The sequence below is a fragment of the uncultured Kushneria sp. genome, assembly GCF_947497025.1.
Classification (GTDB): Bacteria; Pseudomonadota; Gammaproteobacteria; order Pseudomonadales; family Halomonadaceae; genus Kushneria.
The window spans coordinates 327,877-350,740 of record NZ_CANMFC010000004.1 but is presented as its reverse complement, the minus strand read 5'-3'; the positions used below and the strand labels follow the sequence as shown (position 1 = coordinate 350,740).

Below are 22,864 nucleotides of genomic sequence, written 5' to 3'. Positions count from 1 at the left end.
TGTTGTTGCATTAGTGGTATTTCATGCAGTATGGCCAGCATAAAAGATCTGCACGGTTGCCGGAAGGCGTGCTGTTCTGGCCGATGGCTCGCTTCCCGTCAGGCATGCACTATAGTGATGGCTGCACGTTCACTCAGAGGTTACGGATATGCCTGATCAAACGCCTACTCCCCGCACTGCCTGTGTCAAGAAGGTCGACAAGGGCGGCGGCAAGACGGTCTATGAAGTTCGCGGCGTCAACCCTGACAAGGATACCCTGCTCAGCGAGTACGAGACGGAGCAAGAGGCGCTTGATGCGGTCAAGCGCTATGAGTGTGAAAACTGATCTTCAGTGCCTTGATAGAGGGCCGCGATGATGCGGCCCTTTTTTATGCCACGCACTTTATACTCCCCTGGAGTGACCCTGTTACCATGCGCGATCGCGGTGTACGCTGATCCATATCGAATTTGTCTGATGAGGTATTTATAGTGCAACAACCCTTCAGGATTGCGCCCTCCATTCTGTCGGCGGATTTCGCTCGTCTGGGGCAGGAAGTGGACGACGTACTGGCCAGCGGCGCTGACGTGATTCACTTTGATGTCATGGATAATCATTATGTGCCCAACCTGAGCTTCGGTCCGGCCATCTGCCATGCGCTGCGTAATTATGGCGTTACGGCCGAGATCGATGTGCACCTGATGGTGTCGCCGGTGGATGATCTGATTCGTGCCTTTCTGGATGCCGGTGCCAATCACATCACCTTTCATCCTGAAGCCAGCCTGCATATCGACCGTTCGCTGCAGCTGATCATTGATGGCGGCGCCACCGCAGGGCTTGCGCTCAACCCGGCCACCCCGCTGTCCACGCTGGACCATGTTCTCGACAAGCTGTCAATGTTGCTGGTGATGACAGTCAATCCGGGCTTTGGCGGCCAGTCGTTCATTCCGGCCATGATGGACAAGCTTCGTCTGGCGCGCGCCATGATCGATGCTACCGGCAAGCCCATTCGCCTTGAAGTTGATGGCGGCATCAATGCCGATAACATTGGCGAGATCGCCGCGGCCGGTGCGGATACCTTCGTTTCCGGCTCTTCCATCTTTTCCAAACGCAGTGATAGTGACCCCAACCGCTATGACACGATCCTGCGCGCCTTCAGGGAACCGCTGGATGGTCTGTCAGGCTGAGCAGAATGGCGAGACAGCCTCTGCAGTCTGGTCGCTCTACATCATCGAAAATCGGCTGGGGCATCTTTATACCGGCGTGACCACGGATGTGGCGCGCCGTTTTAACGAGCACCAGCGCGACGGTGCGCGCTGTGCCAGATCCCTGCGTGGCAAGGGGCCGCTGCGTCTACGTTTTTCCTGCCCTGTGGGGGATCAGGGCAGGGCGCTCAGTCTTGAGCGGCGCGTCAAAAAACTTTCTCGTCGACAGCGTCTGGTCATTATTGAAACGGGCCGCCTCCCTGTTGGTTAGCCAGTTTGCTTTGGTGGCATTCATTGGTCTGCACGCGGCGTCACCTGACAGTAGCGTCATCACTTTTGCAAAAAATCGCCGGCCTTCAGGCCGGCGATTTTTTGATGCTCGATACTGCTGCTTTATCGGTTGACCATGGCTCCGGCACCTCTCAGCGATCAAGGGCGTTCCAGTTGTAGGGGGCGCGGGGTTTTTCACCCTTGAGCACTGCCAAAGCGTTATCCACGGCGAGTTCTGCCATGGCATAGCGGGTTTCATGAGTGGCCGAGCCGATATGGGGTAGTGCCACGACATTGTCCATGTGCGCCAGCGGTGAGTCGCCGGGCAGGGGCTCGGTATCAAACACATCCAGGCCGGCGGCGCGAATGGTGCCGGTTTTCAGGGCCTCGATCATCGCTGGCTCGTCCACCACCCCGCCCCGGGCGATGTTGACGAAGATGGTGTCTTCACCCATCAGCTCGAACTCGCGCTTGCCGAACATGTGACGTGTGGCATCGGAAAGCGGCACGGTCACGCAGACAAAGTCCGAATCGCGCAGCAGGTCGTCGAGTTCCTTCCAGTCAGCGCCCAGCTCCTGCTCGAAATCTTCATGGCGCGAGCGATTGTGATAGCTCACCGCCATGTTGAAGCCGAACTTCCCGCGTCGGGCAATCGCCGCGCCGATGCGGCCCATGCCGATAATGCCGAGTTTCTTGCCCTGAACATCCACGCCAAAATGGGGCTCGGCGATCCCGCCGGTCCATTCTCCCTTTCTCACCATCTCGGCCATTTCGACGGCGCGGCGGGCGCTGGCCAGAATCAATAAAAAGGCCGTATCGGCGGTAGTTTCGGTCAGCACATCCGGCGTGTGACAAAGCACGACGCCCCGCTTGCTGAGATAGTCGATGTCGTAGTTGTCCACGCCAACCGAAATGCTCGATACCACTTCAAGATTGGGCGCCTGCTCCAATAGCTCGGGGGAGAGGGTAACGCTCGAGCCGATCAGGCCGTGCGCCCGAGACAGCGCCTTTTTGAACTCGGCATCCTGAGTCAAATTCTGCGTCTGTGAAAAATCCAGTACGTGGCACTCGCGGTCCAGCTTTTCGCGCAGATCAGGCTTCAGGGCGCGCTGATACACAATAACCGTTTTTTTTGAGGACATGATTTCTCCTGATACAGGGGGGTGGATAGAGCCCGAGGCGACCATCCTTGGCGGTGTGTGATGCGGTTGACGCGTGGTGCCTGGACCACGCGGAGGGTTCAGGCCAGTGATTTCAATAGTTCGACATGACGCGCGGTGGCACTGACATCGTCGTGATCCAGAGGGAACTCGATGGCACGGGGCACCTCGGTCGGGAAGTGGTGCCAGAGGGCGGACCAGTGCGCGCGCGCGGCGTCATCCGGCGGACAGGCTCTGGGATGACCCTCCACGTGGGTGACGGCCTTGCAGTGCACATAGCGCACCTGTGCTCCCAGCCTGCTGGCGGCCTGTGAGAGATCGTGATCCGTCCAGTAGCCGTTGCCCAGGTCCAAGGTCGTACCGATCAGCGAAGATCCGAGCGCCCGATGCAGTGCAGCATGAATCAGCGGATCGCCGCCGCAGGGCGTCTGGTCGTTTTCGATCAGTATCGGCATCGTCTGATCGGCCAGTGCGGCCTTGAGGGCGGCAGCGCCGTCGTCGATACACTCGGCGCACAGCTGGCCCAGTCCAAACTTGACCCACTGCGCGCCCAGCTCATTGGCCCGCGTCAGAGCCTGCGCCATTTCGCCCTCCTTCAGGTGGCTTCGTTCATCGAAAAGCGGTGCGGCGGCCGAATAGACACAGGTCAGCGAGGCCTGCTCGATGGCCTTGCGCAGCTGGCTCAGCGGCAGATCGTGGTCGCTCAGGAGCTCTTCGCGAATTTCGACCCCCTGTGCCCCGGCGCCCCTGATGTGTTCAAGAACACCTGCCTGACCAAGTCGCTTGACCAGATCGGCGCCAAAGGCAGAAGTACAGATCATTACCGGTCCCATGGAAAACTCCTTGCGTCACCTGGTCTGAAAGCGGCTCCGGAAAGGATGGCCGCTGTGGCTTCATGCCTCGCAGTATGGAAAATGCTCATGTCGTTTTCAGTGTAGTGGACCCGCGCGGATGCAAACGCGCCGCGTGGGCCGTGATCTCACTTTTGCCCGGTATGCCCCTGATACGATTCAACAGGGTCTTGATGGCGCCATAGCCGATATCGTCGACCGGCTGGGCTACGGTAGTGATGCCCGGACCTACCAGAGCGCACCACGCCAGCTCATCGATACCCAGCACGCCAACCTGATCAAATGGCGTCTCAAACAGTGCAAACAGGGCATGGCAGACAGCCAGCGTGATCACACCGTTGGCACAGACAATGGCGCCCGGGGCATCACTGGTCCTGAGCCATTGCGTCAGCGTTGCGGTCAGCCAGTCCGGATTGATCGTCTCCTGGGGGCTTTCCCGAACTTCCGCGATCACTCCCGCGGCGTGCGCCTGATGGCGAAATACATCAACGCGTGCCTCTCGAGAGCTGATCCCATCGGTCGGTTCAGTCATCATTAAAAGGCGCTGATACCCCTGATCCAGCAGGTGCGATACACCCAGTGTCACGGCCTGTTCGTTATCAAGGCCCACCATGTCACAGTCGAGCCCGTCAATATGGCGATCCACCAGCACCATGGGCAGGCCCGCATCACGGCGGGCGGCCAGCGATGCTGCGTTGCGCCCTCGGGTATTCACCACCAGACCTTCAATGCTATAGCCGTGTAGTACTTCCAGGTGTCGCCGTTCGAGCTGGTCACTGTTGTCAGTATTACAAACCAGCAACGAGTAGCCGTGCTCACGACAGGCCAGTTCGGCACCATGAAGCATGGCGACGGTATAGGGATTGCGTATGTCGGCGACGACCATGCCGATCAGTCCGGTACGGCGGCCGCGCAGACCGCTGGCAAGGCGGTCTGGCGCAAAGCCGAGACGCTCGATGGCAGCCTCGATGCGCTGCACCATGGACTCTGACAGCAGGGCGCGCTCGTGACCAAAATAGCGAGAGACGCTGGTCTTGGAGATGCCGGCATCGCGCGCCACGTCGTGTATGGTCGGGCGACGCTCATGGGCGGACCCTGATCGATGGCCGGGTGTGGACGCTGTCATCTCGCTGCCTGTTTGCCAACCTTGTGCAATGGTATTGGGATCGTTCCCAACCCCGGTGCAGATTGCGACACGAAAGCCCTGCAGAAAACCAGACCTTGGTCGCAGTTGCCTTTAACAGAGCGTCTGGAGGGTGCTGGCAACAAGTGGGGCGGACAGGCAAAAAAGGGGGCCGCTATTTGCGACCCCGGAGATGCGGCTGGTGGTGTGAAAAATGCGGTGTGCGCAAGAGGCTCAGTGCAGCTTGAGGCGCGGTCGAATGATGGTGTTGATGCGATCGACCAGCATGCGAACGCCGGTACGCACATAGCCGTGGATGGCGGCCTGGTGCATGCGATACAGCGAGGCGTAAAAGATCTTGGCCAGCCAGCCCTCGACCAGCACGCCCTTTGCAGACGCTCCACGCATGAGATTGCCCACGGCGTCGAAATGCGCCAGCGAAATCAGCGAGCCCATGTCCTTGTAGTGAAAGTCTTTCAGCTCGCCTCCGGCCATGGCCGCTTTCAGGTTTTTGTAGAGCGTGTTGGCCTGCTGGTGGGCCGCCTGCGCCCGCGGCGGGACCATCCTGTCGCCCGGCTGCGGGCAGGCCGCACAGTCGCCCAGGGCAAAGATACGCTCGTCATCCACGCTCTGCATGTTCTGATGAACGATGACCTGATGGTTGCGCTGGGTGGAAAGCCCCAGCTCGGACAATATCGAGGGCCCGCGAACGCCGGCCGCCCAGACGGTCAGATCGGCATCAATTCGTGAACCATCGGCAATCTCGAACCCGTTTTCGTCGGCCTGGGTGACCCGGGTATCGGTATGAATCTCGACGCCGAGTCGTTCAAGCTCACGGTGCACCGAGCCGCTGATGCGCTCGGGCAGGGCGGGCAGCACGCGTGGGGCGGCTTCCAGCAGGTGAATCTTGAGCTGCTGGCGGCTGATACGGCTAAAGCCATAGCCGTGGAGCATCTGTGTGGCATTGAGAAGCTCGGCAGAAAGCTCCACGCCCGTGGCGCCGCCCCCCACGATGGCCACCGACATGCCGGATTTACCGGATTTTTCGCGATTGCTGCAGCGCAGGAAGGTATTGAGCATCTGCTTGCGAAAGGCTTCTGCCTGTTTGACGCTGTCCAGGAAATAGCAGTGATCGGCTACGCCCGGCGTACCGAAATCGTTGGACACGCTGCCCACCGAGAGCACCAGATAGTCATAATCCAGGCGCCGCTCGGGCAAAACGACACGGGCCTTGTCATCGTGAATGGCGGCCAGACGAATCTGGCGATGTTCACGATCAAGTCCGCACAGCGTGCCGATTTGATAGCGATAGCCGGCATCGGCCGAGTGCCCCTGATAGGACACTTCATCAAGACTTGAATCCATTACCCCGACGGCCACTTCGTGCAGCAGTGGTTTCCAGATATGAGTAGGGTTGCGATCGACCAGAACGATTTCGGCCTTTTTTGATTTGCCCAGCTTGCGTCCGAGACGCGTCACCAGCTCGAGACCGCCGGCGCCGCCACCAACCACCACAATGCGAGGGATCGCCATTGACTGCTCCATGGAAGAGGATGAAAAGGAAAACATTCAGGCGGTGACCCGGCTTTCGGGCCACGGCCTGAAGGCTTTTTGTCACGCTTTTGATCAAAAGGAGCCGTGACAGGCCAGCATTCGGCATCAATACTTCTGACACTACGGCGGTGCGTATGATCCCGGCAATAGCCGGCCTGCCCACCTTATTCTATATGGGGTCATCATGACCTGAATTCACCCGCAGTGATGTCCTGAAAATGCATGATGCGCTTAACGATATTGATCTGATTATCTATGACCTTGATGGCACCCTGATCGACTCGGCGCCGGATCTGGCGCTGGCCGTCGATGACGTGCTCTCAACCATGAATCTTGCACCCGTGGGGATCGAGCGGGTGCGCGACTGGGTCGGCAACGGTTCGCGGCGGCTGGTCGAGCGGGCGCTCCTGCACACCCGCGCCTTTGGCTCCGAAGGACCTGACCGTGCGCAGCTCGACGATGCGCTGGCACTTTTCATGCAGTTCTATGAGCAGCGCATGCTGTCAAATACCTTCTGCTATCCGGGTGTCATCAACTGCCTTGAAGCACAGCGCTCGCGCGGCATAGCCCAGGCGCTGGTGACCAACAAGCCGTCACGCTTTATCAACCCGCTGCTTGAGGCCATGGGACTGGAAGGCTTTTTCACTCATACTCTGGGGGGCGAGGCGCTGCCCAGGAAAAAGCCCGACCCGGCGCCGCTTTTGCATGTTGCCCGGGCACTGGATATTGTCCCCGAGCGGGTGTTGATGATCGGTGATTCACGAAGCGATGTAGAAGCTGCCCGAGCGGCAGGATGTCGCTGTCTGGCGGTCACCTACGGGTACAATCATGGTGAGCCCATTGCCGCACTGAACCCTGACCATCTTCTTGATTCACTTGAAAAACTCGTTTAGGGTTGAAAACGCGCCATGTTCGCGCTGCTCGCCCTTTTCCCCTTCGTGCGAAGGATTCTTTAGCTTGCGAGATACAATCATGTCACTCAATGCAAAGGCCTGCGGACTAATGAGAAACGTCAAGCGCTGGCGCTGGTGATACCGGCCCCCTGCACCGTATTACCGTTTCTCTCTCTACAGGAATCTGCGACATGATGACATCCGAGCGCTTCGCCGAACTCGCCGCCGAAGGCTACAACCGCATTCCGGTTACCCGTGACGTGCTGGCCGATCTTGAAACCCCGCTGTCGACCTATTTGAAGCTGGCCGATGCGCCCTGGAGCTTTCTGCTCGAGTCAGTCACGGGGGGGGAGAAGTGGGGCCGTTACTCCATTATCGGCTTGCCATGCCGTGAGCGTATCGAAGTCAGCGGGTTTACCGTGCGTCATTACGTGGATGACTATCTGCAGGGCGCCACCGAAGTCGAAGACCCGCTGGAGTGGATCGAACAGTTTCGTCGACGCTTTCGGGCGCCCGAGTCTTCCGATGCCATGCGTTTTGATGGCGGGCTGGTGGGCTATTTCGGCTATGACACCATCCGCCTGATCGAGCCGCGACTGCGCGGGGTTGAAAAGCCCGATCCGATCGACGTGCCGGATATTTTGCTGATGGTGGCCGACGAGCTGGTGGTCTTTGACAACCTCTCCGGGCGCCTGACCCTGCTGGTTCATGCCGACCCGGCCAATGACAACGCGCTCGAGCAGGCCCGGGAACGTCTGGTAACGCTTGAACATCAGCTTCGTCATACCCCGATCACCACCTCGAGCCCCGGCACGGGCCGAAACGCGGTGGTCGAGGACGATTTCTTTGCCAGTTTCTCCGAGCAGGGCTACAAGGACGCCGTGGCGCGCATCCGTGAATATGTTGCGGCCGGCGATCTGATGCAGTGCGTGCCTTCCCAGCGCATGACCATTGCCTATCAGGCGCCGCCGCTGGATCTGTACCGGGCGCTGAGAAGTCTCAATCCGTCTCCCTACATGTTCTTTTTCAATCTCGATGATCACCACGTCGTGGGCGCCTCGCCCGAGATTCTGGCCCGGCTGGATCACGACGAGATCACGCTGCGCCCGATCGCCGGCACCCGCCATCGCGGTGCCAGCGAAGAGGAGGACCGCGCGCTTGAGCAGGAGCTCCTGTCCGACCCCAAGGAGATCGCCGAACATGTCATGCTGATCGATCTGGGGCGCAACGATGTGGGCCGTATCAGTGAACCCGGCTCGGTCGAACTGACTGACAAAATGACCATCGAGCGCTATTCGCACGTCATGCATATCGTCTCCAACGTGACCGGGCGCATCAAGCCGTCACTGGGGCCGATGGACGTCCTGCGGGCCACCTTCCCGGCCGGTACGCTTTCCGGTGCGCCCAAGGTGCGTGCCCTGGAAGTCATCGACGAGCTCGAGCCGGTCCAGCGCGGCATCTATTCAGGCGCCGTGGGCTATCTCTCCTGGCAGGGCAACATGGACATGGCCATTGCCATTCGAACGGCCGTGATCAAGAACGGAGAGCTTCACGTGCAGGCCGGTGGTGGTATCGTGTCCGACTCCGATCCGGACAATGAGTGGCAGGAGACGCTCAACAAGCGTCGCGCCATGTTCCGCGCCGTGGCCATGGCAGAGCGTGGGCTGGACAACCTCGAATAGCGCCGGATTGCGTTGCGCAATCAACTGGCCAACACCGAAGACAGGCCGGGCATGATCGTGTCGAGGTATCGACCGCCCGGTCACCGTGAGGATGGAAAGCCATGAAAGTATTGATGATCGATAATCACTATTGGTCTCCCATGTACTGTATATAAAGACATCACATGCTCTTGAGGCCCCGCCATTGGCGGGGCCTTTTCCTTTTTGGTACATATCAAACCGTGCCCATCCTGCTATGATCTGGGTAAAATGCTGGGTAAATCGTTTTTACCCAGCCCAGCCCGGAGCTTTTACCCAGCCATGCCACTCTCAGATACGAAGGCGCGCCAGGCAAAACCAAAGGAGAAGGCCTATCGTCTGTCCGACGATAACGGCCTGTATCTCGACGTGCAGCCCAGCGGCCGGAAGAGCTGGCGGGTGCGTTACTTTGTGGATGGCAAAGAGGGCATGTTCACGATCGGACAGTATCCGGGCGTGGGGCTGAAAGAGGCCCGGGCCATTCGTGACTGGGCAAAGGATCAGGCTGCCCGGGGGGTACACCCCAAGAAGGCCCGCGAGGCCGAGCAGGTGGCCGCCCGCCGTGAGCAGGTAAATACGCTGGGTAAGCTGGCCGAAGAGTGGTACCGCAACGAGTCACCGCGCTGGTCTTTCTATTACGGCCGGCAGGTCAGGAAAGGGCTCGACAACGACATACTGCCGACACTGGGTGAGCGTCCCGTCAAGGAGATCACGCCCGCGGACATCCTCGAGCTGATCACGGGAATCGCTGAGCGCGGGGCCCCATCGGTGGCCACGCTGTCCCGCCAGTGGATCGGCGCGGTATATGGCCATGCCATCAACACGCTGCGCGTTGATACTGATCCAACGCAGGCGCTGAGGCGCACGGTGCGGCGGGTGCCCACCAAACACTCCACCAGCCTGACGCCTGCCCGGCTTGCGAAGCTGGTGCGCGACATTGATGAATCGAAAAGCTACCGGCTGACGCAGATTGCGATGCAGGTGCTGATGCTGACGATGTTGCGAACGGGGGAGATGCGCCAGGGCCTTTGGCAGGAGATCGACTGGCAGCGCCGCGAGTGGCGGGTGCCAAAGGAAAAGATGAAGCGCCGCATTCCTCATGTGGTGCCGCTGTCTGATCAGGTCATGGCGCTGCTGACCGAGCTGTACGGGTATACAGGCAATCGGGAAATCATGTTTCCGAACAACCGGCGACCCAATGAGTTCATGACGAACACCACGATCAATACGGCGCTGGTTCGGATGGGATGGGGCGGGGAGTTTAGCGGCCACGGTTTCCGCGCTACGGCCTCAACGCTGCTGAATCAGCATGGCTGGCGGGGTGACCTGATAGAGAAGCAGCTGGCGCACTCGCCAGGCGATAAGGTGAGAGCGGCGTACAACCACGCAGACTATCTGGATGATCGACGCCGCATGTTGCAGTGGTGGGCGGATTACATCGAGGGACTCAAGCACGACGCGGGGCAGGTGCCGAGCGCGCCCATTCCTGCCTGATCCATTCATTCACGTCAGCGGCTCGCCAGCGCACGCCACCGTTGAACATCCGGCGGCCGGCCGGGAACTGCCCGTCCTGAATCATCTTGTACATCTTGGTGCTGCTGTAGCCGGTGCGCTCGCATACCTCTGACATCGACAGCAACACTTCCTCCTGCTGGGCCTGATGCACCAGCACTGCCTCCATTCGTTCGACCAGGCTGGCCAGCCGTTCTTCATTCTGTGTCTGCATGGTCACTTTCCCTTCAGTTGATGTTCATATTTCGCGTTTCGTGATACACAAGCTGCCTTGCGTATCGTGCGTAAGCGTCAAAAGGCGTCCTTCTCTTTTACGGCGCGTCGGTCGCATTCAGACCTTGCACGCTCGAGCGCATACTCAGGCTGCCCGGGAAAATCGATAGTGCTGCGTAGCACCGCATGGGTCATGTTGCTGCGATAGACCCGGTAAAGCCCCGACCCTTCGTGCTTCACATAGCAGCGGCCATTCTCGTATACCGGCATGGTCACGCTCCTCTCAGTTGATGCTTTCGTTCTGCGTGCTTGTCACGCTCGTTCTGTGCTTTTTGCTGGCGGTGCCGCTCTACGGCCTCCGGCACGCCGGGCGTGCCCCATAGTCGTTTGAGCCGGTCATGCTGGCGGTCACGCTGGCGGCGCATGATCGCCAGTAGGTCGGTCTGGTCGAGTGGTTCGCCATCCTCGCCGACAAGACCGGTGCCGTCGCATGCCGCACACGGCCCGCTGGAGAACATGCCCGACCACTCGCCGGTGCCGTTGCAGCCCGGGCAGGGCGCCGTGGCTGGCTCCTGCCAGTGAAGGGGGCGGGTCTTTGCCATTACTCGGTAGCCCTCATTATCGCCGGGTAGGAAAACGCGGCCACATGCTTCGACCTTCAAAAGGCGTCACGCTCATCGACCGCCCGCCGATCGCATTCATCTTTTGCGCGTTCGAGCGCATAATCAGGCTGCCTGGGAAAATCTATAGTGCTTCGTAACACTGCATGCGTCATGTTGCTGCGATATACCCGATACAGCCCCGGTCCCTCATGCTCCACATAGCACCGGCCATTCTCGTAAACCGGCGCGCCCATGCCTCCCTCATCTGCGCAGAATGCTTTCGTGACCGCATCGCGTGCCATGCTCATGCCTCTACTCCCTGTTCTGTTTCTGAATCCAGCTGCCAGATGGTCTGGCCTGAAATGTTTGCGGTGACCTTAAGCGTCTGCTGCAGCGGCATGTCCCGCACCGATCGGCGAATGTCGTCGTCTTCATAGGCTGGCGGCACCAGCCAGGGAAAGGTGCGGATCTCGCCGGTATCGGTCATGGCCACGGTGCGCGTCAGCGCCTGCATGCCGGCCATCAGTCATTGCCCTCACAAAGGTGGAAGCGCTGCTCTATCAGTTCGTCAGCAACTTCTCGAGCGGCAGTTTCGAAATCCAGCCGCGCAATTCTCAGCCGACGCGGATCAAATAGGGCATCGGCTTCTTCTTCCAAATCCAGTGCAGATTTTGCCCGGGCCAGCCTTCTACCGGCCGGGCTGGTGATAGTCATCATGAGCGCCTCCCGCAGCGTTCGCTTTTGCCCTGCTTCAGTGCCTTTTCTGTGGCGTCTTCATCGCTGATCGCCGGGTTCTTTCGCTTGATGGCCTTGATGCGGCTTTTGATTGTCTGAGGGTGAACGCCTACTGCCGCGGCGCGCTCCTCGATGCTCAGCCGTGTATCATGTCGCTTGATGGTGTTTGATCGAATGTGCTGCACCACCTGTTGGTCATGCTGTGTAAGGATCATGCTTCTGCTCCTTGTTCGATTTCCTGCACCCAGCGCTCGGCCTTGGGGCCCAGCACCTTTGATGAGCAGCCGCTGGCGGCACCGTTGGCGTTGAATACGGCCCGGGCAAAGCCTCGGGGTGTGGCGCTGCGGATGTTGGCGCGCTCGGCACCGGGCGGGCAGTGGTGGATACGGTTATCAGGTTCGTCCAGTCCGCTGGCCTGAAGCGCTGGCGGCATCACGAACCCGCCGCCGCACCAGAGCCATGTTTCCTTGCGGTAGTTGTCGTCCGGCTCCCAGCCGGTGTAGTGGAACGGATGAAACTTGTGGTCGGGCTGGCGGAATATGCGGCTGAAGGCTGACATGGGGTTTTCCATGATCCATGGCGCGCCGGACATGTTGCCGATCGTCTGGCACTGTTCGGCGACTCGGGTGGCCTTGCACTGGAAGTAGCGATCCGCGGCGGCCTTCTTTGCCCACCAGCGGGTGCCGCTCAGGGAAACGTCGGTGCAAGGTGGAAAGCCAACAACGAATACCAGGCGAGGCAGGTGGTCGCGGATGACTTGCCAGCTGACCGGGTGGTCGATCTCATGACCCACCCGGACATAGCCGCCATCGGTGGTGATGCCGGCCGGGTGTTGCGGGTCGATGAGGATGGCGGTGTAACCCGCCATCACCCAGGGCTGGGCCATCACACCGCTGTAGTCGCACAGGCAGAGGATGGTGTCTCGGTTCATTTCCGGATAACCCTCCTGCGCCCTTGGTTATCCATCTTCGACACCACGCCCAGATCTTCCATGGCTTCTACAAGCCGGGCTGCTCGGTTGTATCCGATCTTGAAAGTGCGCTGCACATAGCTGATGTTGGCGAACTCGTTGCCGCTTTCACGGATGCTTTCGATGACCTTGGGCAACATCCCGTCTTCTGGGTCATCAAGCCGCTTTTCGACGGCTTGCATCGGATCAGCCTCCCCACCCAGCGCATGCATCAGCTTGTCGATCGTGTGTGCCAGGCATTGAGCGGCCAGCACGAACTCGGTCTCCATCTGCAGGACCGGGTTTTCGTCACTGTCGGTATCATCGACTTCCTTCAGCACCGCATCGGCAAAACGCACTGACTTGATGGTCATGTCCTCGACCAGGATGAACGACATCTGCTCTTCGAACGTCAGGGCCATCTGCGATACCTGCCGGCCGACTTCCAGCGACGTGCGAACCTCATCGCCGTCGAGGTCGATGGCGGTTGCTACCAGCTTCCCGTCATCGCCTTTGGCTCGCAGCACTACACGGTCACCCAGCACCACGCCTCCGGGGCGGGTGGTCGGATCATTGATCCACGTTGTCATGGTGCGCCCGGCCGGTGTCTGCGGTGCCAGCGGGATGACCTTCAGCGAGCCCAGAGATTCGCGCAGCACGTCCAGTGCTTCTTCGGCCTGCTTTGCACTGCTGGCGGCCACGCCGATGATGTTGGCCTTGGTATCGATCCAGACATCGGTGCGGCTGTTCTTGGTGAACGCACGCGGCAGCAGCTCTTCAACGATGCGTTCCTTCATCGCCAGCTTGTCGCGTCGGGCTGGCGGGTAGCCCTGCTGCGCGGTGAGCTTATCGACGCGCTCGGCCAGCTCATCGCGGATAACCGGGGCAGGCAGGATGCGTTCCTGCCGCATCAGGGTGATGAGGCGGTGGCCAGAGACTTCATGCACCAGCTGGCCATTGCCAGCGCTGCCCGCCGGGGCTGACCAGCCCACACGGCGGGCCTGTGTTTCGCTGCACGGCTGAAAGCGGTATGTTTCGAGCGCTTCGGTCAGCTGCTCAAGCGGCAGGTGCTCGGTGTCGAGCAGCCGGTAAACCTGAATATTGCGTGCCCACATCATGATGCTGCCTCCTGTTCCGGAATGTGTTTCCATCTCAATCTTTTGATAATTTTCTGAATCGCTGGCGGCTTTACGCCAAATTCGATAGCAAGCCGCTTGGTCGTGTTTTCTTCTCCACCGACCTTTGCTCTTCGGCGTATTTCAAGCACATCGCTTTCAGTGAGCTTGTGACTCCAATGCAAAACTCCCTTTGTGTTTGGCATTACAAGGCGACCCCGATTGACCTTGTCTTGCATGTTCTCTTTCTGAGTGCCTATCAAAAGGTGTTTTGGATTGACGCATGGCGGGTTATCACAGATATGCCGAATTACCTTTCCTTCGATTTCTTTGAGCTCGATACCATTTGCTTTGCAGTAAGCAACCCTGTGGGCGCTTATTTCTCGTCCATCCACCAAACTACGTCCGTATCCTGACGGGAACTTGCTGCCCTCAAATTCAATGCATGTGTTCATGTGTTCACCCTGGCGTTTCCTTTGCCCCGCGGGAAAAAGGCCCGGCCGGTCGGCCAGGCAAACGCAGGGATTGCATGTGATGCACCGTCGCGCATCGATCAGGGCTCTATCGCCTCCGGGCCGCGATGGCCTTTCGCCGGCTCATCAAGAGCCCTGATCAATGGCCAGCAGGTCACGCTGCTGGCGCCGTCGTTCATTCCGCTGTGGCTGGCGGGTCGATGGGGTCACGCGGGTTGATCATCATTGAACCGATCATGAACAGGATCAGGAGGGCGTATCCGATGCCGGTAACTGCAACCAGTGTCATCATGTTGTTGGTCTCAGAATTTGAATGTTGATTGGATGCCGTAGGACTGATTGCCCCGGCTGTCATGAGCGACGGCGACCGACCCGAAGATGGTGTCGGTGATGGCACCGCCGGCAGAGAGCGACTGCGCGTGCTCGCCGCGGTAACCGGCACCGGAAACGCTCAGCTGGAAGCCGTGATAGTTGGTGTCAAAGTGGTGCTGGCCGATGGCGGCCGCTGAAGCGATGCCGGCATTGGCTTCGCGCCCTTGCTGCTTGCGTGCTTCGCGCTCGCTGGTGATGGCCTGGGCGTTGGATTCGATGGCTGCAGCGTGCTGCTCGAATTGCGCGGCTGACTGGCGCTGGTAGGCCTCATTAACCTGCTGGTTGTAATCCACCCTGTAGGCAATGGACTGGTCTCGCTCGACGCTGGCGGTACGGTCGTCGGTGACCTGCTGGTTCGTTTCCCTGATGGCACCTTCAGCACCATCGAGGCGCCCGGCGTTGTTGATGCTGCGCTTGTCGGTGACGGCGTGGGCCTGCTGGCCCTGCTGGATGGCTTCGGAGAGCTTCGTGTCCGTCTCCTGCAGGAACCCGATGGCTTTCTGGTTTCCGGTGCTGCGATCGGTATTGCTGTCGATCACCGCGCGGTCCTCGTTGGCCTGCTCGATGACGCCGCCGATTCGGGCGTGGGCGTTATCAATGCTGCCGTCCTGCCGCTGGTCCCGGACGTCACCGGCATCAAGGCGGCGGTTCTGGTCGTCCTGTCCGATGTTGATGGCGCGAATCGCACCCTCTTGCCGATCGGTCCAGCCTTCAAGACTGGTCAGGCGTTCGCCCTGGCCGTCAATCTGTTCCTGCTGGCGGCCGGTCCATGCGTTGTGATTGGTATCCGAGCGCTGCAGGTGGTCGATCATGTCGCGCTGATCGTTGGTCTGCCCCTGAATGTGGTTGTTGAAGCTCTGCTGGTTGCCGTAGTAGGGCACCGAGACATCACGGGATGAGACGGTGCCAGCTTCGGCATACGATGAGAGGGCGGCGAATACAGCGGCGGATGCGGTAATGGCGATGATCGGTGTTTTCATGGTAAATTCCTTGACGTTGAGTCGTTTCTTCGCGGTTTCGTCCAACAGCGCCCCATTCCCGTGGGGCGTTTCTATTTGAGCCTCTGGCTCACTTCCTTCAGGTGTTCCTGCACTGCCTGCTCCAGCTCTTGCGGGTCGGTGATTCGTTCTGCCGTGACCCGGTAAACCGTGTGATCAAGTAGCACCAGCCGATGCTGGCGGTCGGTGTCGGTCAGCAGCGCCTCGATGGTCTGCTGTAGCGCTGCACGCTCTGCGAGTAGATCCATGTCAGCGCCTCACGCTCGAGATGCTGCGAGCGGTGCGGGTTTGCAGTGCCCGCTGATCCCAGCAGCGCCTCAGCACTGCCATCTCTCGGGCCTTGCCGCGATTGAATGACCAGTTCAGGTCGTCCGCTGTCTGACGGCGTGATGGCCGGCGGCCCGCCAGCCAGTGAAAAACGATAAATGCGGCGACCAGTGCCGCGCCGAGTGCGGTTGTCATGCGGCCTGCTCCTCTTCACTGCCATCGCGGACCAGCACGAATGCTTCGGCGTCGGACATGGTTTCGCGGTAGGCCAGGTACAGCTCAAAGACGAACGGCGACATGTTGATGGCATCAACGCCGCGGCCTGATTCGTCGCGCAGCGTGACGTGGGTAGCACCGCTAAGGCTTGAGTGGGTGGTGACGTGCATGGGCATGGTTTGCCTCCTCTGTTATCCGTGATGAGCCCTGTGCGCTCCGCCGGGCACTCCCAGCGGCAGGACTCATCCGGATGCCCTCTATTGAGCGAGAGGGCGGCGCTATTCCGGCGAAGTTAAAGAGCGTGCTGCTTACCCGGCAGCTCGGGTGGTGCTTACTGCTCGACCAGGGCGACACGGCCGCGGTCGACCGACAGCCGCCAGCCATTGCTGATGGCGACTGTGAGGAAATCGACGATTGCGAAGTGGTACGGGTACGAGACCGGGCCTCGCGGGGTGCTGACGATCGTTGAACGGATCATGCCAATGCCTCCCGCTGTGAAACCCTGACGCTGCTGCTGGCCTGCTGGCGGGTAGGGCGTACTCGCATGGCCTGCTGCTGCATGCCGGCGGTCAGCGAGAACATCACGAGCATGATGCACAGCGGGCTGATCCAGCCGCGGCGCATGGCTTCGGCCACGGCGGCCGTGGCGCGCTCTACTTGCAGCTTGTAGTAGATGACCGCCATGGCCTTGCCGACGATGGCCGGGCTTATGCCGTGCTGGCGGGCGATCTGCTTGTGGGTCATGCCTTGGGCAACACCCAGCAGATACAGCGCTTGTTTCGGAGAAAGATGCTGGCCGTCTCGCTTCTGAGGCGTGATCGCTTTCCAGCCGTTTGATTCGATGATGTTCATGTTGTCCACCAGTCCCTGCGTTGAGCTGATGAATGCAATGTAATCTATACTTACTTTATTGGTCAATAGAAAAGTAAGAAAAACTTTCAGCAATTGTTAGGTAAGCTTCCGATGGGCACAAAAAAGCCCGGCTCAATGGCCGGGCTTGGTAGTTCTACTGCCTATTTCAGTGTCGACGCATGCTCATCTGCGCCATTACCACACCAACCACCCTGCAGTCGGAGGTGAGCTGCATGTACTGTTGGTGCCAGTTTCTGTTCAGCACTTTCAGGATCGGGCCGGTGCCAGGCTCGATCAGATAACGCTTGAAGGTCGCCTCTGCATTGCCGTGCTGCTCGCAAAGCACAACCACGTCGTCACCTGATACCGGCTCGACATCAGGATCAACAAATATCAGCACGCCTGGCTGGTAACTATCGATCATCGATTCGCCCTGGACGCGCAAGGCAAACGTCGATGGTCCGCAATTCGGAGGCCGGGGGCACATTTCAAAGTCACCCGGGCTCACCGTAACGTCAGACCAATCTCCCGCCTGCACCCAGCTGATAACAGGCACTGACTCGCTGATCGTTGACGCCACCGCTACAGGCTGACCTGTCTCTCCAGTAAAGAAGTAGATCAGAGGCATACCGGTGGCTTTGGATACGTTGCGAAGGTTTTCGGCCGATGGGCTGGTGCGGCCTTTCTCCCACTGCGCAATAGCAGGGCGAGACACCTTGATCGCATCAGCCAGCGCTTGCTGTGTCATATGCGCTTCAGCCCGTGCGTGAGCTATCCGTTTACCGAGTTTTTCTTCCTCGCTCATACCCTTTTCGCCCGCGTGTTCGTGTGCCGCGATATTGAAAGAATCGCTTACGCACGACAACGGAAGAGTTACTTGCACGCAAGAGTAAGTCTGACTTACACTTGGGGGATCAAGGTTAAGCATGGATTACCTAAATATGACACCTGAGCAGGCACTTGAAAAAGCAATTCTTCTCGCTGGCGGGACTTCAGCGCTTTCTCGATGCCTGGGTATCAGTTCCCAGGCAATTTCTCAGTGGAGTGTCGTTCCGGCTGTTCGGGTTAATGCAGTCGTGAAAGCTACTGGCGGGAAAGTCAAAGCGAATCAACTTCGTCCTGACGTCTTCGGCGCTCATAGCGCTGCTTGATGTTGAGCATTTTACCGCCAGCGGCACCGGATATAAGCGTGCTCGACTCGGCTGGTTGTTTATACAGGGGTACGGGAATGGAACGCATCGACCTATCAACATTGAGTGACCGGCAGCTGCAAATGCATGCCGATCGCGCACAGAACGACCATTGGCTTTACGCCAAACAGGACAACCGGCCGGGCATGATCAGCGCGCTGGCGGAGTATTACCGCGTGCGTGTCGAGCAGTCTGGCCGCCGTGTAGCCCATCTGCGCATTGAGAGCGCCACGATGGGTCAGCTGCATGCTGCCGAGACAGAAGAGGCTCTGCACGTGGCTCAGTTGAACTACTGGTCTGGCATGGCCGCTGGCCCGCAGGCGGTGGCCTGATGCAATTCATCGTCTCTATCAATCAAACCAAGGCGCTGGAGTGGGGCCTGAATGCCCAGCAGGCGCTGCTGTTTGCCTATCTCCATCAGGTGCCCACCTGGGCGGACTCTCGCCAGATTGATGGCGTGACGTGGTTCAACTGCGGCAAGGGCAAGGTCGTCGAAGAGCTGCCGATCCTGACCGACAAGCAGGACACGGTTTATCGCCTCATGAAGCAGCTGCGCGATGCCGGCCTGATCGACATGACCAGCACCGATAACAAGACGTTCATTCGCCTGACGGCCAAGGGCATCGAGTGGAATCGGGCAGGGTCGGAAAAATCTCCGACCCCCGGAAAAAAATCCGATCAGGGTCGGAAAAATATCCGTCAAGGGTCGGAAAAATCTCCGACGAATCAAGATACCAATATCAATAACCCCTCTCTCTCTGGCGCGGATGACGTGAGCGAGCCGTCACAGTCGATCTTCGAACGTGCCAAGCAGTTCGATGATTCCGGTAAACCCCTGACCGCCGGTGCTGATCAACTCCCGATGTCACTGGACTGGGTTCCTGATCAACAGGCCCTCGCCATCGAATGCCAGCGCCGTGGCTTGCCCATGGACACCCAGCACACCGCCGCCGAGCTGGCGGACTTCACTGCCCACTTTGCCGACACCGGCAAGCGCTTTGGTGCCCATGCCTGGGTAGCCCGCTTTGCCCGCTGGATCCACGAGAACCGCCGCCGTGAGGCAGCACGCAACCAGAACACTGCCAGCACAACCGCCAAGACCGGAGGCAACCATGCAAACCGCCAGCAACGTCCTCGCCAGTATCGAACTGCACAGGAAGCCCGCGCCGCTGCACAGCGTGAATCAGGACAGCAGCCAGCAGGACAGACCTTCGATGGCGACTGGTCCCAGGGTAACGGCTGAAGACATGGATCACGTGTTCAACGCCATGCGTTCGATGTTCGGCAACCGGTTTGTGAGCCAGTGGGGCGACTGGGATGAAACCGGGCTGTGGCTGGCAGAGGTTGCCCACCTGCCGCGTCGGTATCTGGAGCTGGGTCTGGGTCATCTGCGTACTCAGGTGCAGGACGCTGCCCGGGCTGGTCGTGAAGCATGGCCGCCGCAGCCGGTGGAGTTCGCCGCGCTGTGTGAGCCGACTGCTGCTGATCTGGGGATGCCTGACGTGTCCAGGGCATGGCAGGAAGCCAACGACCACGCCCATGACCCGGCCGGTCATCGCTGGAGCCATGAGGCTGTGCGTCTGGCGGGTTACGCGATCGGCTGGCGGGTACTGCATGAGACCACGGCGCAGAGCCAGCGCGAACGTCTGGGCAAGCGCTTCAGCCGGGAATACCAGGCGCTGATCAATCGCGTTATGGCCGGTGACCAGCTGGTGCCGCGTGCACTGCTCGAATCTGACCGCGCAATGACGCCGGCAGAACTGGCGGTCCGTGCCGGTGAAGAGAAGGCCGCAAGACTGGCGGCAGAACACAAAGGCCCGTCCGGCATCGCCGGTCTGCGTGCCGCACTGGGGAGAAATTGAGATGACACAGCTGATTCCGTTTGAATTCGACCAGCATCCGGTTCGCGTTGTTGAGGAAGATGGCGGCACCACGCTCTTTGTTGCTCGAGATATTGCAGCAGCTCTGGGATATGCCAGGCCCACCAAAGCAATTCAGGATCATTGCAAGGGGGTCCTGAAACGGGACATCCCCACTTCGAGTGGCGTGCAGACCTTCAGCGTTATCCGAGAGCCTGACGTTTATCGCCTGATTGTTCGCAGCAAGCTCCCCAGTGCTGAGCGCTTCGAGGCTTGGGTGTTCGAGGAAGTCCTGCCTGCCATCCGCCAGCACGGCCGCTATGAAGCACCGGCCGCCCCAGTGCCGGATGACAAGCTGACCGACATTGCCCGGGCGTCTGCCATTGCTGGTGCGTTGGATGCCGCAGCGCGGGCCTTTGGCTTTGACGACAACATGCGCCTGCTGTCGGTCAATCAGGCTGTGCAGAAGCGCACTGGCGTCAACCTGCTGGGCGAGCTGGGTGCTACTCACCTTTTGAGCCCGATCAATGAGCGCTTCATGACACCGACCGAGCTGGGCGTGTCGCATGACATGAGCGGCGTGGCGGTCAATCGCGTGCTGCGTGATCTGGGCTATCAGCGTGAAACCCGTGACGGCAAGGGCAAGCTGGTGTGGCAGCTGCTGGATGCCGGGCGTTCCGCTGGTGGCCGGATGATGGATACCGGCAAGCGCCATGGTGACGGTTCACCGGTGCAGCAGCTCAAGTGGCCGGAATCGCTGGCGGACGTGCTGCGGGAGGATGCGGCATGAGCTTCAAGCCAATCGAGCCAGGGTGTCTGGCACTGACCACTGGGCACGTTAATCACGTCGAGAATCGGCATAAGACTGTCACCGTACTCTATGACAGCACGCATGAGCACGACGACCCGCCATGCACTGTCTGGTGTGTAGAGGGTGCGGTGTACTCCGATCACTTCGGTGCTGGCAAGGCTGACTTTCTCGAAAGGGATCTGCTGCGGATCGACGGTGGCGACGATGAAACTCTCACGGTTGAGCAAGAGCGGGAGGTGTCTGCATGACCGCCAGCAGCCGCACACAGCGCGCCGTGATGATGTGCAAGAACGAGCGCTTTCGTCTCTATCTCGACCAGGCAAAGCGGGCCCGTCATGGGCTCGCACCTGAGCAGCTGCCGGATGGCACGCACAGCGAGGAAGATGCCGCTGACGTGATCCGCAAGGCCTGTGGTGTTGAGAGCCGGGGCCGTCTGGATTCATCGCACAGCGCCGCGCAGATGTTTGACCGGATCGTTTCGGATTATCAGGCGTGGGAACGCCGGCAAGGGAGGGCGGGCCGATGATCAAGCAACCGGCACTGCATCCAGTGGGACTGAAATTCGACAGCGACAAGCCGCGCCTTGACCTGCTTTTTGATGGCATGCCTCACGCATTAGAGGAGGTAGCCCGCGTCATGACCTTTGGTGCTGCCAAATATGCTGACCACAGCTGGCAGCGCGTTGAAAACGGATACACGCGATACCTGGCCGCCAGCATTCGCCATGCATTGGCCGTCAGCCGCGGTGAAACACATGACGCTGAATCAGGCCTGCATCATTTGGCTCATGAGGCTTGCTGCGTGCTTTTCCGCCTTGAGCTTGCGCTGGCGGCTTTGAGAGAGAAGGAAGCAGCCCAATGACCACAACAACCCAACGCAAGCCCGCCCCGGCTCGCCGTAACCGTGTGGACCATGAAGGCACCGAGCAGACAGCTCTGATCATGTGGCTGTATGGCGAGAAGCAGCGCCAGAGCGTCATTGGCCCGGCCTATGCCTGCACCTATGCCGTGCCCAATGGTGGCAGCCGTCATCGTGTCGAGGCCGCGAAGTTCAAGCGCCAGGGCGTGAGGGCTGGTGTCTCTGATCTGGTGATTGCCTGCGCCCGTGGTGGTCACCATGGCCTTTATCTGGAGTTCAAGGCGACCCCGCCGAAGCATGCCGCAACATCGGAAGGTCAAAAGGAATGGCTGGCCACGGTGGAAGAGCAGGGCTATTGCGCAGTGCTGGCCCGTGGCCTTGAGGAAGCCAAGGCGGTTATCCGCGAATACATGAACATGCCGGCCACTGCTGTACACGGCCCAAGGCAGTCACTGGCACATGGCACGGAGTGGCGCTCATGAGATCCATTAAGTCGATGATCAGGATTCTGGGGCTGGCGGACGCAACCGAGGCCCAACGGCAACAGGCAGCCGAGCAGCTGGTGCTGGCGGCCATAGAGGCGGAGGTTGATTACCGGCTGTTTGAGGAGGAGACCCATATCGGGTATCCGAGCATTTCGCCTACAGCGACCATGGGCAACCCGCCCGGCGGTGGTAGCGGCGGTTATAGCACGATGGAGTGGGAATGCGAGCATATGGCGCAGCGCTCTCATATTGCGATGCTGGGGCAGCAGCTGCTGTCGGATCTTCCGGCTCGAGCGCTGGCGGCGGTGATGCTGACGGCTTACCCCACGGCGGCACCCAAGGGACCGGTCGATGCCGAGCGTCTGGCACGTGCGCCGCGGGAAGTGACTCTGTCGTGGATCGTCGATCACCAGTTCGTGCTGGCGGAGCGTATGGGGATGGGTGTGCGTCTGCAGGTAAACGCCGGTCAGTTGGTCGTGCCGTTCGACGCATTCCCGTCTGACAAGGCGCTGTCGATGCTGGCGGGGCGAGTGCGCAAAGCGCTGGCGGATAAGGTGTTGATGACGTTTGCGAGGGAGGAGGTGTTGGCCGCCTGAAAATCAACATGTGGTACAGCTGTATAAA

At 59.8% G+C, this 22,864-nt stretch carries 37 protein-coding genes; 16 read left to right on the top strand and 21 right to left on the bottom strand.

The features are described from left to right. The first annotated feature begins 148 nt into the window (after nucleotides 1–148). The 3 genes from Q0931_RS10170 (at nucleotide 149) to Q0931_RS10160 (ending at nucleotide 1,453) form a co-directional block, all read left to right on the top strand. Entirely contained in the window at nucleotides 149–325 is a 177-nt protein-coding gene (locus Q0931_RS10170) for a hypothetical protein (protein WP_090135449.1), read from the top strand. A gap of 143 nt (nucleotides 326–468) precedes the next feature. Continuing rightward, nucleotides 469–1,164, top strand: coding sequence for a ribulose-phosphate 3-epimerase (rpe, locus tag Q0931_RS10165; protein WP_299259850.1), 696 nt, complete (start codon nucleotides 469–471; stop codon nucleotides 1,162–1,164). Beyond that, nucleotides 1,148–1,453: a GIY-YIG nuclease family protein gene (locus tag Q0931_RS10160; RefSeq protein WP_299259848.1), complete on the top strand. Its 306-nt coding sequence runs from the start codon at nucleotides 1,148–1,150 to the stop codon at nucleotides 1,451–1,453. Before rpe ends, Q0931_RS10160 begins: the two co-directional genes overlap by 17 nt. Before the next feature lie 151 nt (nucleotides 1,454–1,604). Here the strand turns inward: Q0931_RS10160 and Q0931_RS10155 are convergent, their stop codons facing one another. The 4 genes from Q0931_RS10155 to Q0931_RS10140 all read right to left on the bottom strand — a co-directional run bounded on the left by Q0931_RS10155 (nucleotide 1,605) and on the right by Q0931_RS10140 (nucleotide 6,119). Continuing rightward, complete coding sequence (locus tag Q0931_RS10155) at nucleotides 1,605–2,594, bottom strand: D-glycerate dehydrogenase (protein WP_299259846.1); 990 nt, start codon at nucleotides 2,592–2,594, stop codon at nucleotides 1,605–1,607. A 98-nt stretch (nucleotides 2,595–2,692) separates the two neighbouring features. Next, a complete protein-coding gene (locus Q0931_RS10150) occupies nucleotides 2,693–3,445 on the bottom strand; it encodes a TIM barrel protein (RefSeq protein WP_299259844.1) in 753 nt (250 codons plus the stop codon). An 85-nt stretch (nucleotides 3,446–3,530) separates the two neighbouring features. Continuing rightward, the gene (locus Q0931_RS10145) at nucleotides 3,531–4,589 is read right to left on the bottom strand and encodes a LacI family DNA-binding transcriptional regulator (protein WP_299259842.1); all 1,059 of its coding nucleotides are present in this window, start codon (nucleotides 4,587–4,589) and stop codon (nucleotides 3,531–3,533) included. A gap of 231 nt (nucleotides 4,590–4,820) precedes the next feature. Further along, complete coding sequence (locus tag Q0931_RS10140; RefSeq protein WP_299259840.1) at nucleotides 4,821–6,119, bottom strand: NAD(P)/FAD-dependent oxidoreductase; 1,299 nt, start codon at nucleotides 6,117–6,119, stop codon at nucleotides 4,821–4,823. A 239-nt stretch (nucleotides 6,120–6,358) separates the two neighbouring features. Between Q0931_RS10140 and Q0931_RS10135 the strand changes: the two genes are divergently transcribed. The 3 genes from Q0931_RS10135 to Q0931_RS10125 all read left to right on the top strand — a co-directional run bounded on the left by Q0931_RS10135 (nucleotide 6,359) and on the right by Q0931_RS10125 (nucleotide 10,227). Next, on the top strand, nucleotides 6,359–7,033 hold the full coding sequence (locus Q0931_RS10135) for a phosphoglycolate phosphatase (protein WP_299259838.1): 675 nt from the start codon (nucleotides 6,359–6,361) through the stop codon (nucleotides 7,031–7,033). A 194-nt stretch (nucleotides 7,034–7,227) separates the two neighbouring features. Then, on the top strand, nucleotides 7,228–8,715 hold the full coding sequence (gene trpE / locus Q0931_RS10130) for an anthranilate synthase component I (RefSeq protein WP_299259939.1): 1,488 nt from the start codon (nucleotides 7,228–7,230) through the stop codon (nucleotides 8,713–8,715). Between the two features lie 300 nt (nucleotides 8,716–9,015). Then, nucleotides 9,016–10,227, top strand: a complete 1,212-nt coding sequence (locus Q0931_RS10125; protein ID WP_299259836.1) for a tyrosine-type recombinase/integrase — start codon at nucleotides 9,016–9,018, stop codon at nucleotides 10,225–10,227. Here Q0931_RS10125 and Q0931_RS10120 read toward each other — a convergent pair. The 17 genes from Q0931_RS10120 to Q0931_RS10035 form a co-directional block, all read right to left on the bottom strand. Next, nucleotides 10,181–10,459 carry a helix-turn-helix domain-containing protein gene (locus Q0931_RS10120; RefSeq protein WP_299259834.1) on the bottom strand — a complete coding sequence of 93 codons (279 nt, stop codon included), beginning with the start codon at nucleotides 10,457–10,459 and terminating at the stop codon, nucleotides 10,181–10,183. The genes Q0931_RS10125 and Q0931_RS10120 overlap by 47 nt on opposite strands. 77 nt (nucleotides 10,460–10,536) lie before the next feature. Continuing rightward, entirely contained in the window at nucleotides 10,537–10,728 is a 192-nt protein-coding gene (locus Q0931_RS10115) for a hypothetical protein (protein ID WP_299259832.1), read from the bottom strand. 2 nt (nucleotides 10,729–10,730) lie between these two features. Next, the gene (locus Q0931_RS10110) at nucleotides 10,731–11,060 is read right to left on the bottom strand and encodes a hypothetical protein (RefSeq protein WP_299259830.1); all 330 of its coding nucleotides are present in this window, start codon (nucleotides 11,058–11,060) and stop codon (nucleotides 10,731–10,733) included. A gap of 56 nt (nucleotides 11,061–11,116) precedes the next feature. Then, nucleotides 11,117–11,368 carry a hypothetical protein gene (locus Q0931_RS10105; protein WP_299259828.1) on the bottom strand — a complete coding sequence of 84 codons (252 nt, stop codon included), beginning with the start codon at nucleotides 11,366–11,368 and terminating at the stop codon, nucleotides 11,117–11,119. Beyond that, nucleotides 11,365–11,583 (bottom strand): hypothetical protein, encoded by a 219-nt coding sequence (locus tag Q0931_RS10100; RefSeq protein ID WP_299259826.1) that lies wholly within the window; start codon nucleotides 11,581–11,583, stop codon nucleotides 11,365–11,367. Before Q0931_RS10100 ends, Q0931_RS10105 begins: the two co-directional genes overlap by 4 nt. Then, complete coding sequence (locus tag Q0931_RS10095) at nucleotides 11,583–11,777, bottom strand: hypothetical protein (RefSeq protein WP_299259824.1); 195 nt, start codon at nucleotides 11,775–11,777, stop codon at nucleotides 11,583–11,585. The genes Q0931_RS10100 and Q0931_RS10095 overlap by 1 nt, the downstream gene beginning before the upstream one ends. Beyond that, nucleotides 11,774–12,010: a hypothetical protein gene (locus Q0931_RS10090; protein ID WP_299259822.1), complete on the bottom strand. Its 237-nt coding sequence runs from the start codon at nucleotides 12,008–12,010 to the stop codon at nucleotides 11,774–11,776. Before Q0931_RS10090 ends, Q0931_RS10095 begins: the two co-directional genes overlap by 4 nt. Continuing rightward, the gene (locus Q0931_RS10085; protein ID WP_299259820.1) at nucleotides 12,007–12,726 is read right to left on the bottom strand and encodes a hypothetical protein; all 720 of its coding nucleotides are present in this window, start codon (nucleotides 12,724–12,726) and stop codon (nucleotides 12,007–12,009) included. Before Q0931_RS10085 ends, Q0931_RS10090 begins: the two co-directional genes overlap by 4 nt. Beyond that, nucleotides 12,723–13,862 carry a recombination-associated protein RdgC gene (locus Q0931_RS10075; RefSeq protein WP_366941605.1) on the bottom strand — a complete coding sequence of 380 codons (1,140 nt, stop codon included), beginning with the start codon at nucleotides 13,860–13,862 and terminating at the stop codon, nucleotides 12,723–12,725. The genes Q0931_RS10085 and Q0931_RS10075 overlap by 4 nt, the downstream gene beginning before the upstream one ends. Continuing rightward, nucleotides 13,859–14,314: an HNH endonuclease signature motif containing protein gene (locus Q0931_RS10070; protein ID WP_299259818.1), complete on the bottom strand. Its 456-nt coding sequence runs from the start codon at nucleotides 14,312–14,314 to the stop codon at nucleotides 13,859–13,861. The genes Q0931_RS10075 and Q0931_RS10070 overlap by 4 nt, the downstream gene beginning before the upstream one ends. Before the next feature lie 320 nt (nucleotides 14,315–14,634). Beyond that, nucleotides 14,635–15,684 carry a hypothetical protein gene (locus Q0931_RS10065; RefSeq protein WP_299259816.1) on the bottom strand — a complete coding sequence of 350 codons (1,050 nt, stop codon included), beginning with the start codon at nucleotides 15,682–15,684 and terminating at the stop codon, nucleotides 14,635–14,637. 71 nt (nucleotides 15,685–15,755) lie between these two features. After that, nucleotides 15,756–15,950 (bottom strand): hypothetical protein, encoded by a 195-nt coding sequence (locus Q0931_RS10060; protein ID WP_299259814.1) that lies wholly within the window; start codon nucleotides 15,948–15,950, stop codon nucleotides 15,756–15,758. A gap of 1 nt (nucleotide 15,951) precedes the next feature. After that, the gene (locus tag Q0931_RS10055) at nucleotides 15,952–16,164 is read right to left on the bottom strand and encodes a hypothetical protein (protein ID WP_299259812.1); all 213 of its coding nucleotides are present in this window, start codon (nucleotides 16,162–16,164) and stop codon (nucleotides 15,952–15,954) included. Next, on the bottom strand, nucleotides 16,161–16,361 hold the full coding sequence (locus Q0931_RS10050; RefSeq protein ID WP_299259811.1) for a hypothetical protein: 201 nt from the start codon (nucleotides 16,359–16,361) through the stop codon (nucleotides 16,161–16,163). The genes Q0931_RS10055 and Q0931_RS10050 overlap by 4 nt, the downstream gene beginning before the upstream one ends. Before the next feature lie 155 nt (nucleotides 16,362–16,516). Further along, on the bottom strand, nucleotides 16,517–16,663 hold the full coding sequence (locus tag Q0931_RS10045; RefSeq protein ID WP_299259809.1) for a hypothetical protein: 147 nt from the start codon (nucleotides 16,661–16,663) through the stop codon (nucleotides 16,517–16,519). Beyond that, nucleotides 16,660–17,037 (bottom strand): LuxR C-terminal-related transcriptional regulator, encoded by a 378-nt coding sequence (locus tag Q0931_RS10040; protein WP_299259807.1) that lies wholly within the window; start codon nucleotides 17,035–17,037, stop codon nucleotides 16,660–16,662. Before Q0931_RS10040 ends, Q0931_RS10045 begins: the two co-directional genes overlap by 4 nt. Before the next feature lie 166 nt (nucleotides 17,038–17,203). Continuing rightward, nucleotides 17,204–17,842, bottom strand: a complete 639-nt coding sequence (locus tag Q0931_RS10035; protein WP_299259805.1) for a LexA family transcriptional regulator — start codon at nucleotides 17,840–17,842, stop codon at nucleotides 17,204–17,206. A 121-nt stretch (nucleotides 17,843–17,963) separates the two neighbouring features. Here Q0931_RS10035 and Q0931_RS16745 point away from each other — a divergent pair, with 121 nt between their 5' ends. The 10 genes from Q0931_RS16745 (at nucleotide 17,964) to Q0931_RS09990 (ending at nucleotide 22,836) form a co-directional block, all read left to right on the top strand. Next, entirely contained in the window at nucleotides 17,964–18,188 is a 225-nt protein-coding gene (locus Q0931_RS16745) for a Cro/CI family transcriptional regulator (protein WP_366941604.1), read from the top strand. Nucleotides 18,189–18,265: 77 nt separating this feature from the next. Next, nucleotides 18,266–18,559 carry a hypothetical protein gene (locus Q0931_RS10030; protein ID WP_299259803.1) on the top strand — a complete coding sequence of 98 codons (294 nt, stop codon included), beginning with the start codon at nucleotides 18,266–18,268 and terminating at the stop codon, nucleotides 18,557–18,559. Next, nucleotides 18,559–19,470 (top strand): DnaT-like ssDNA-binding domain-containing protein, encoded by a 912-nt coding sequence (locus Q0931_RS10025; RefSeq protein WP_299259801.1) that lies wholly within the window; start codon nucleotides 18,559–18,561, stop codon nucleotides 19,468–19,470. Before Q0931_RS10030 ends, Q0931_RS10025 begins: the two co-directional genes overlap by 1 nt. After that, nucleotides 19,442–20,089, top strand: coding sequence for a replication protein P (locus Q0931_RS10020; protein ID WP_299259799.1), 648 nt, complete (start codon nucleotides 19,442–19,444; stop codon nucleotides 20,087–20,089). Before Q0931_RS10025 ends, Q0931_RS10020 begins: the two co-directional genes overlap by 29 nt. A 1-nt stretch (nucleotide 20,090) precedes the next feature. Beyond that, nucleotides 20,091–20,876 (top strand): BRO family protein, encoded by a 786-nt coding sequence (locus Q0931_RS10015; protein ID WP_299259797.1) that lies wholly within the window; start codon nucleotides 20,091–20,093, stop codon nucleotides 20,874–20,876. Further along, complete coding sequence (locus Q0931_RS10010) at nucleotides 20,873–21,145, top strand: hypothetical protein (protein ID WP_299259795.1); 273 nt, start codon at nucleotides 20,873–20,875, stop codon at nucleotides 21,143–21,145. The genes Q0931_RS10015 and Q0931_RS10010 overlap by 4 nt, the downstream gene beginning before the upstream one ends. Further along, complete coding sequence (locus tag Q0931_RS10005; RefSeq protein WP_299259793.1) at nucleotides 21,142–21,423, top strand: hypothetical protein; 282 nt, start codon at nucleotides 21,142–21,144, stop codon at nucleotides 21,421–21,423. The genes Q0931_RS10010 and Q0931_RS10005 overlap by 4 nt, the downstream gene beginning before the upstream one ends. Beyond that, complete coding sequence (locus Q0931_RS10000) at nucleotides 21,420–21,758, top strand: dATP/dGTP diphosphohydrolase domain-containing protein (RefSeq protein ID WP_299259791.1); 339 nt, start codon at nucleotides 21,420–21,422, stop codon at nucleotides 21,756–21,758. Before Q0931_RS10005 ends, Q0931_RS10000 begins: the two co-directional genes overlap by 4 nt. Beyond that, entirely contained in the window at nucleotides 21,755–22,237 is a 483-nt protein-coding gene (locus Q0931_RS09995; RefSeq protein ID WP_299259789.1) for a VRR-NUC domain-containing protein, read from the top strand. Before Q0931_RS10000 ends, Q0931_RS09995 begins: the two co-directional genes overlap by 4 nt. Beyond that, nucleotides 22,234–22,836: a hypothetical protein gene (locus Q0931_RS09990; protein ID WP_299259787.1), complete on the top strand. Its 603-nt coding sequence runs from the start codon at nucleotides 22,234–22,236 to the stop codon at nucleotides 22,834–22,836. Before Q0931_RS09995 ends, Q0931_RS09990 begins: the two co-directional genes overlap by 4 nt. Nucleotides 22,837–22,864: the final 28 nt, after the last annotated feature.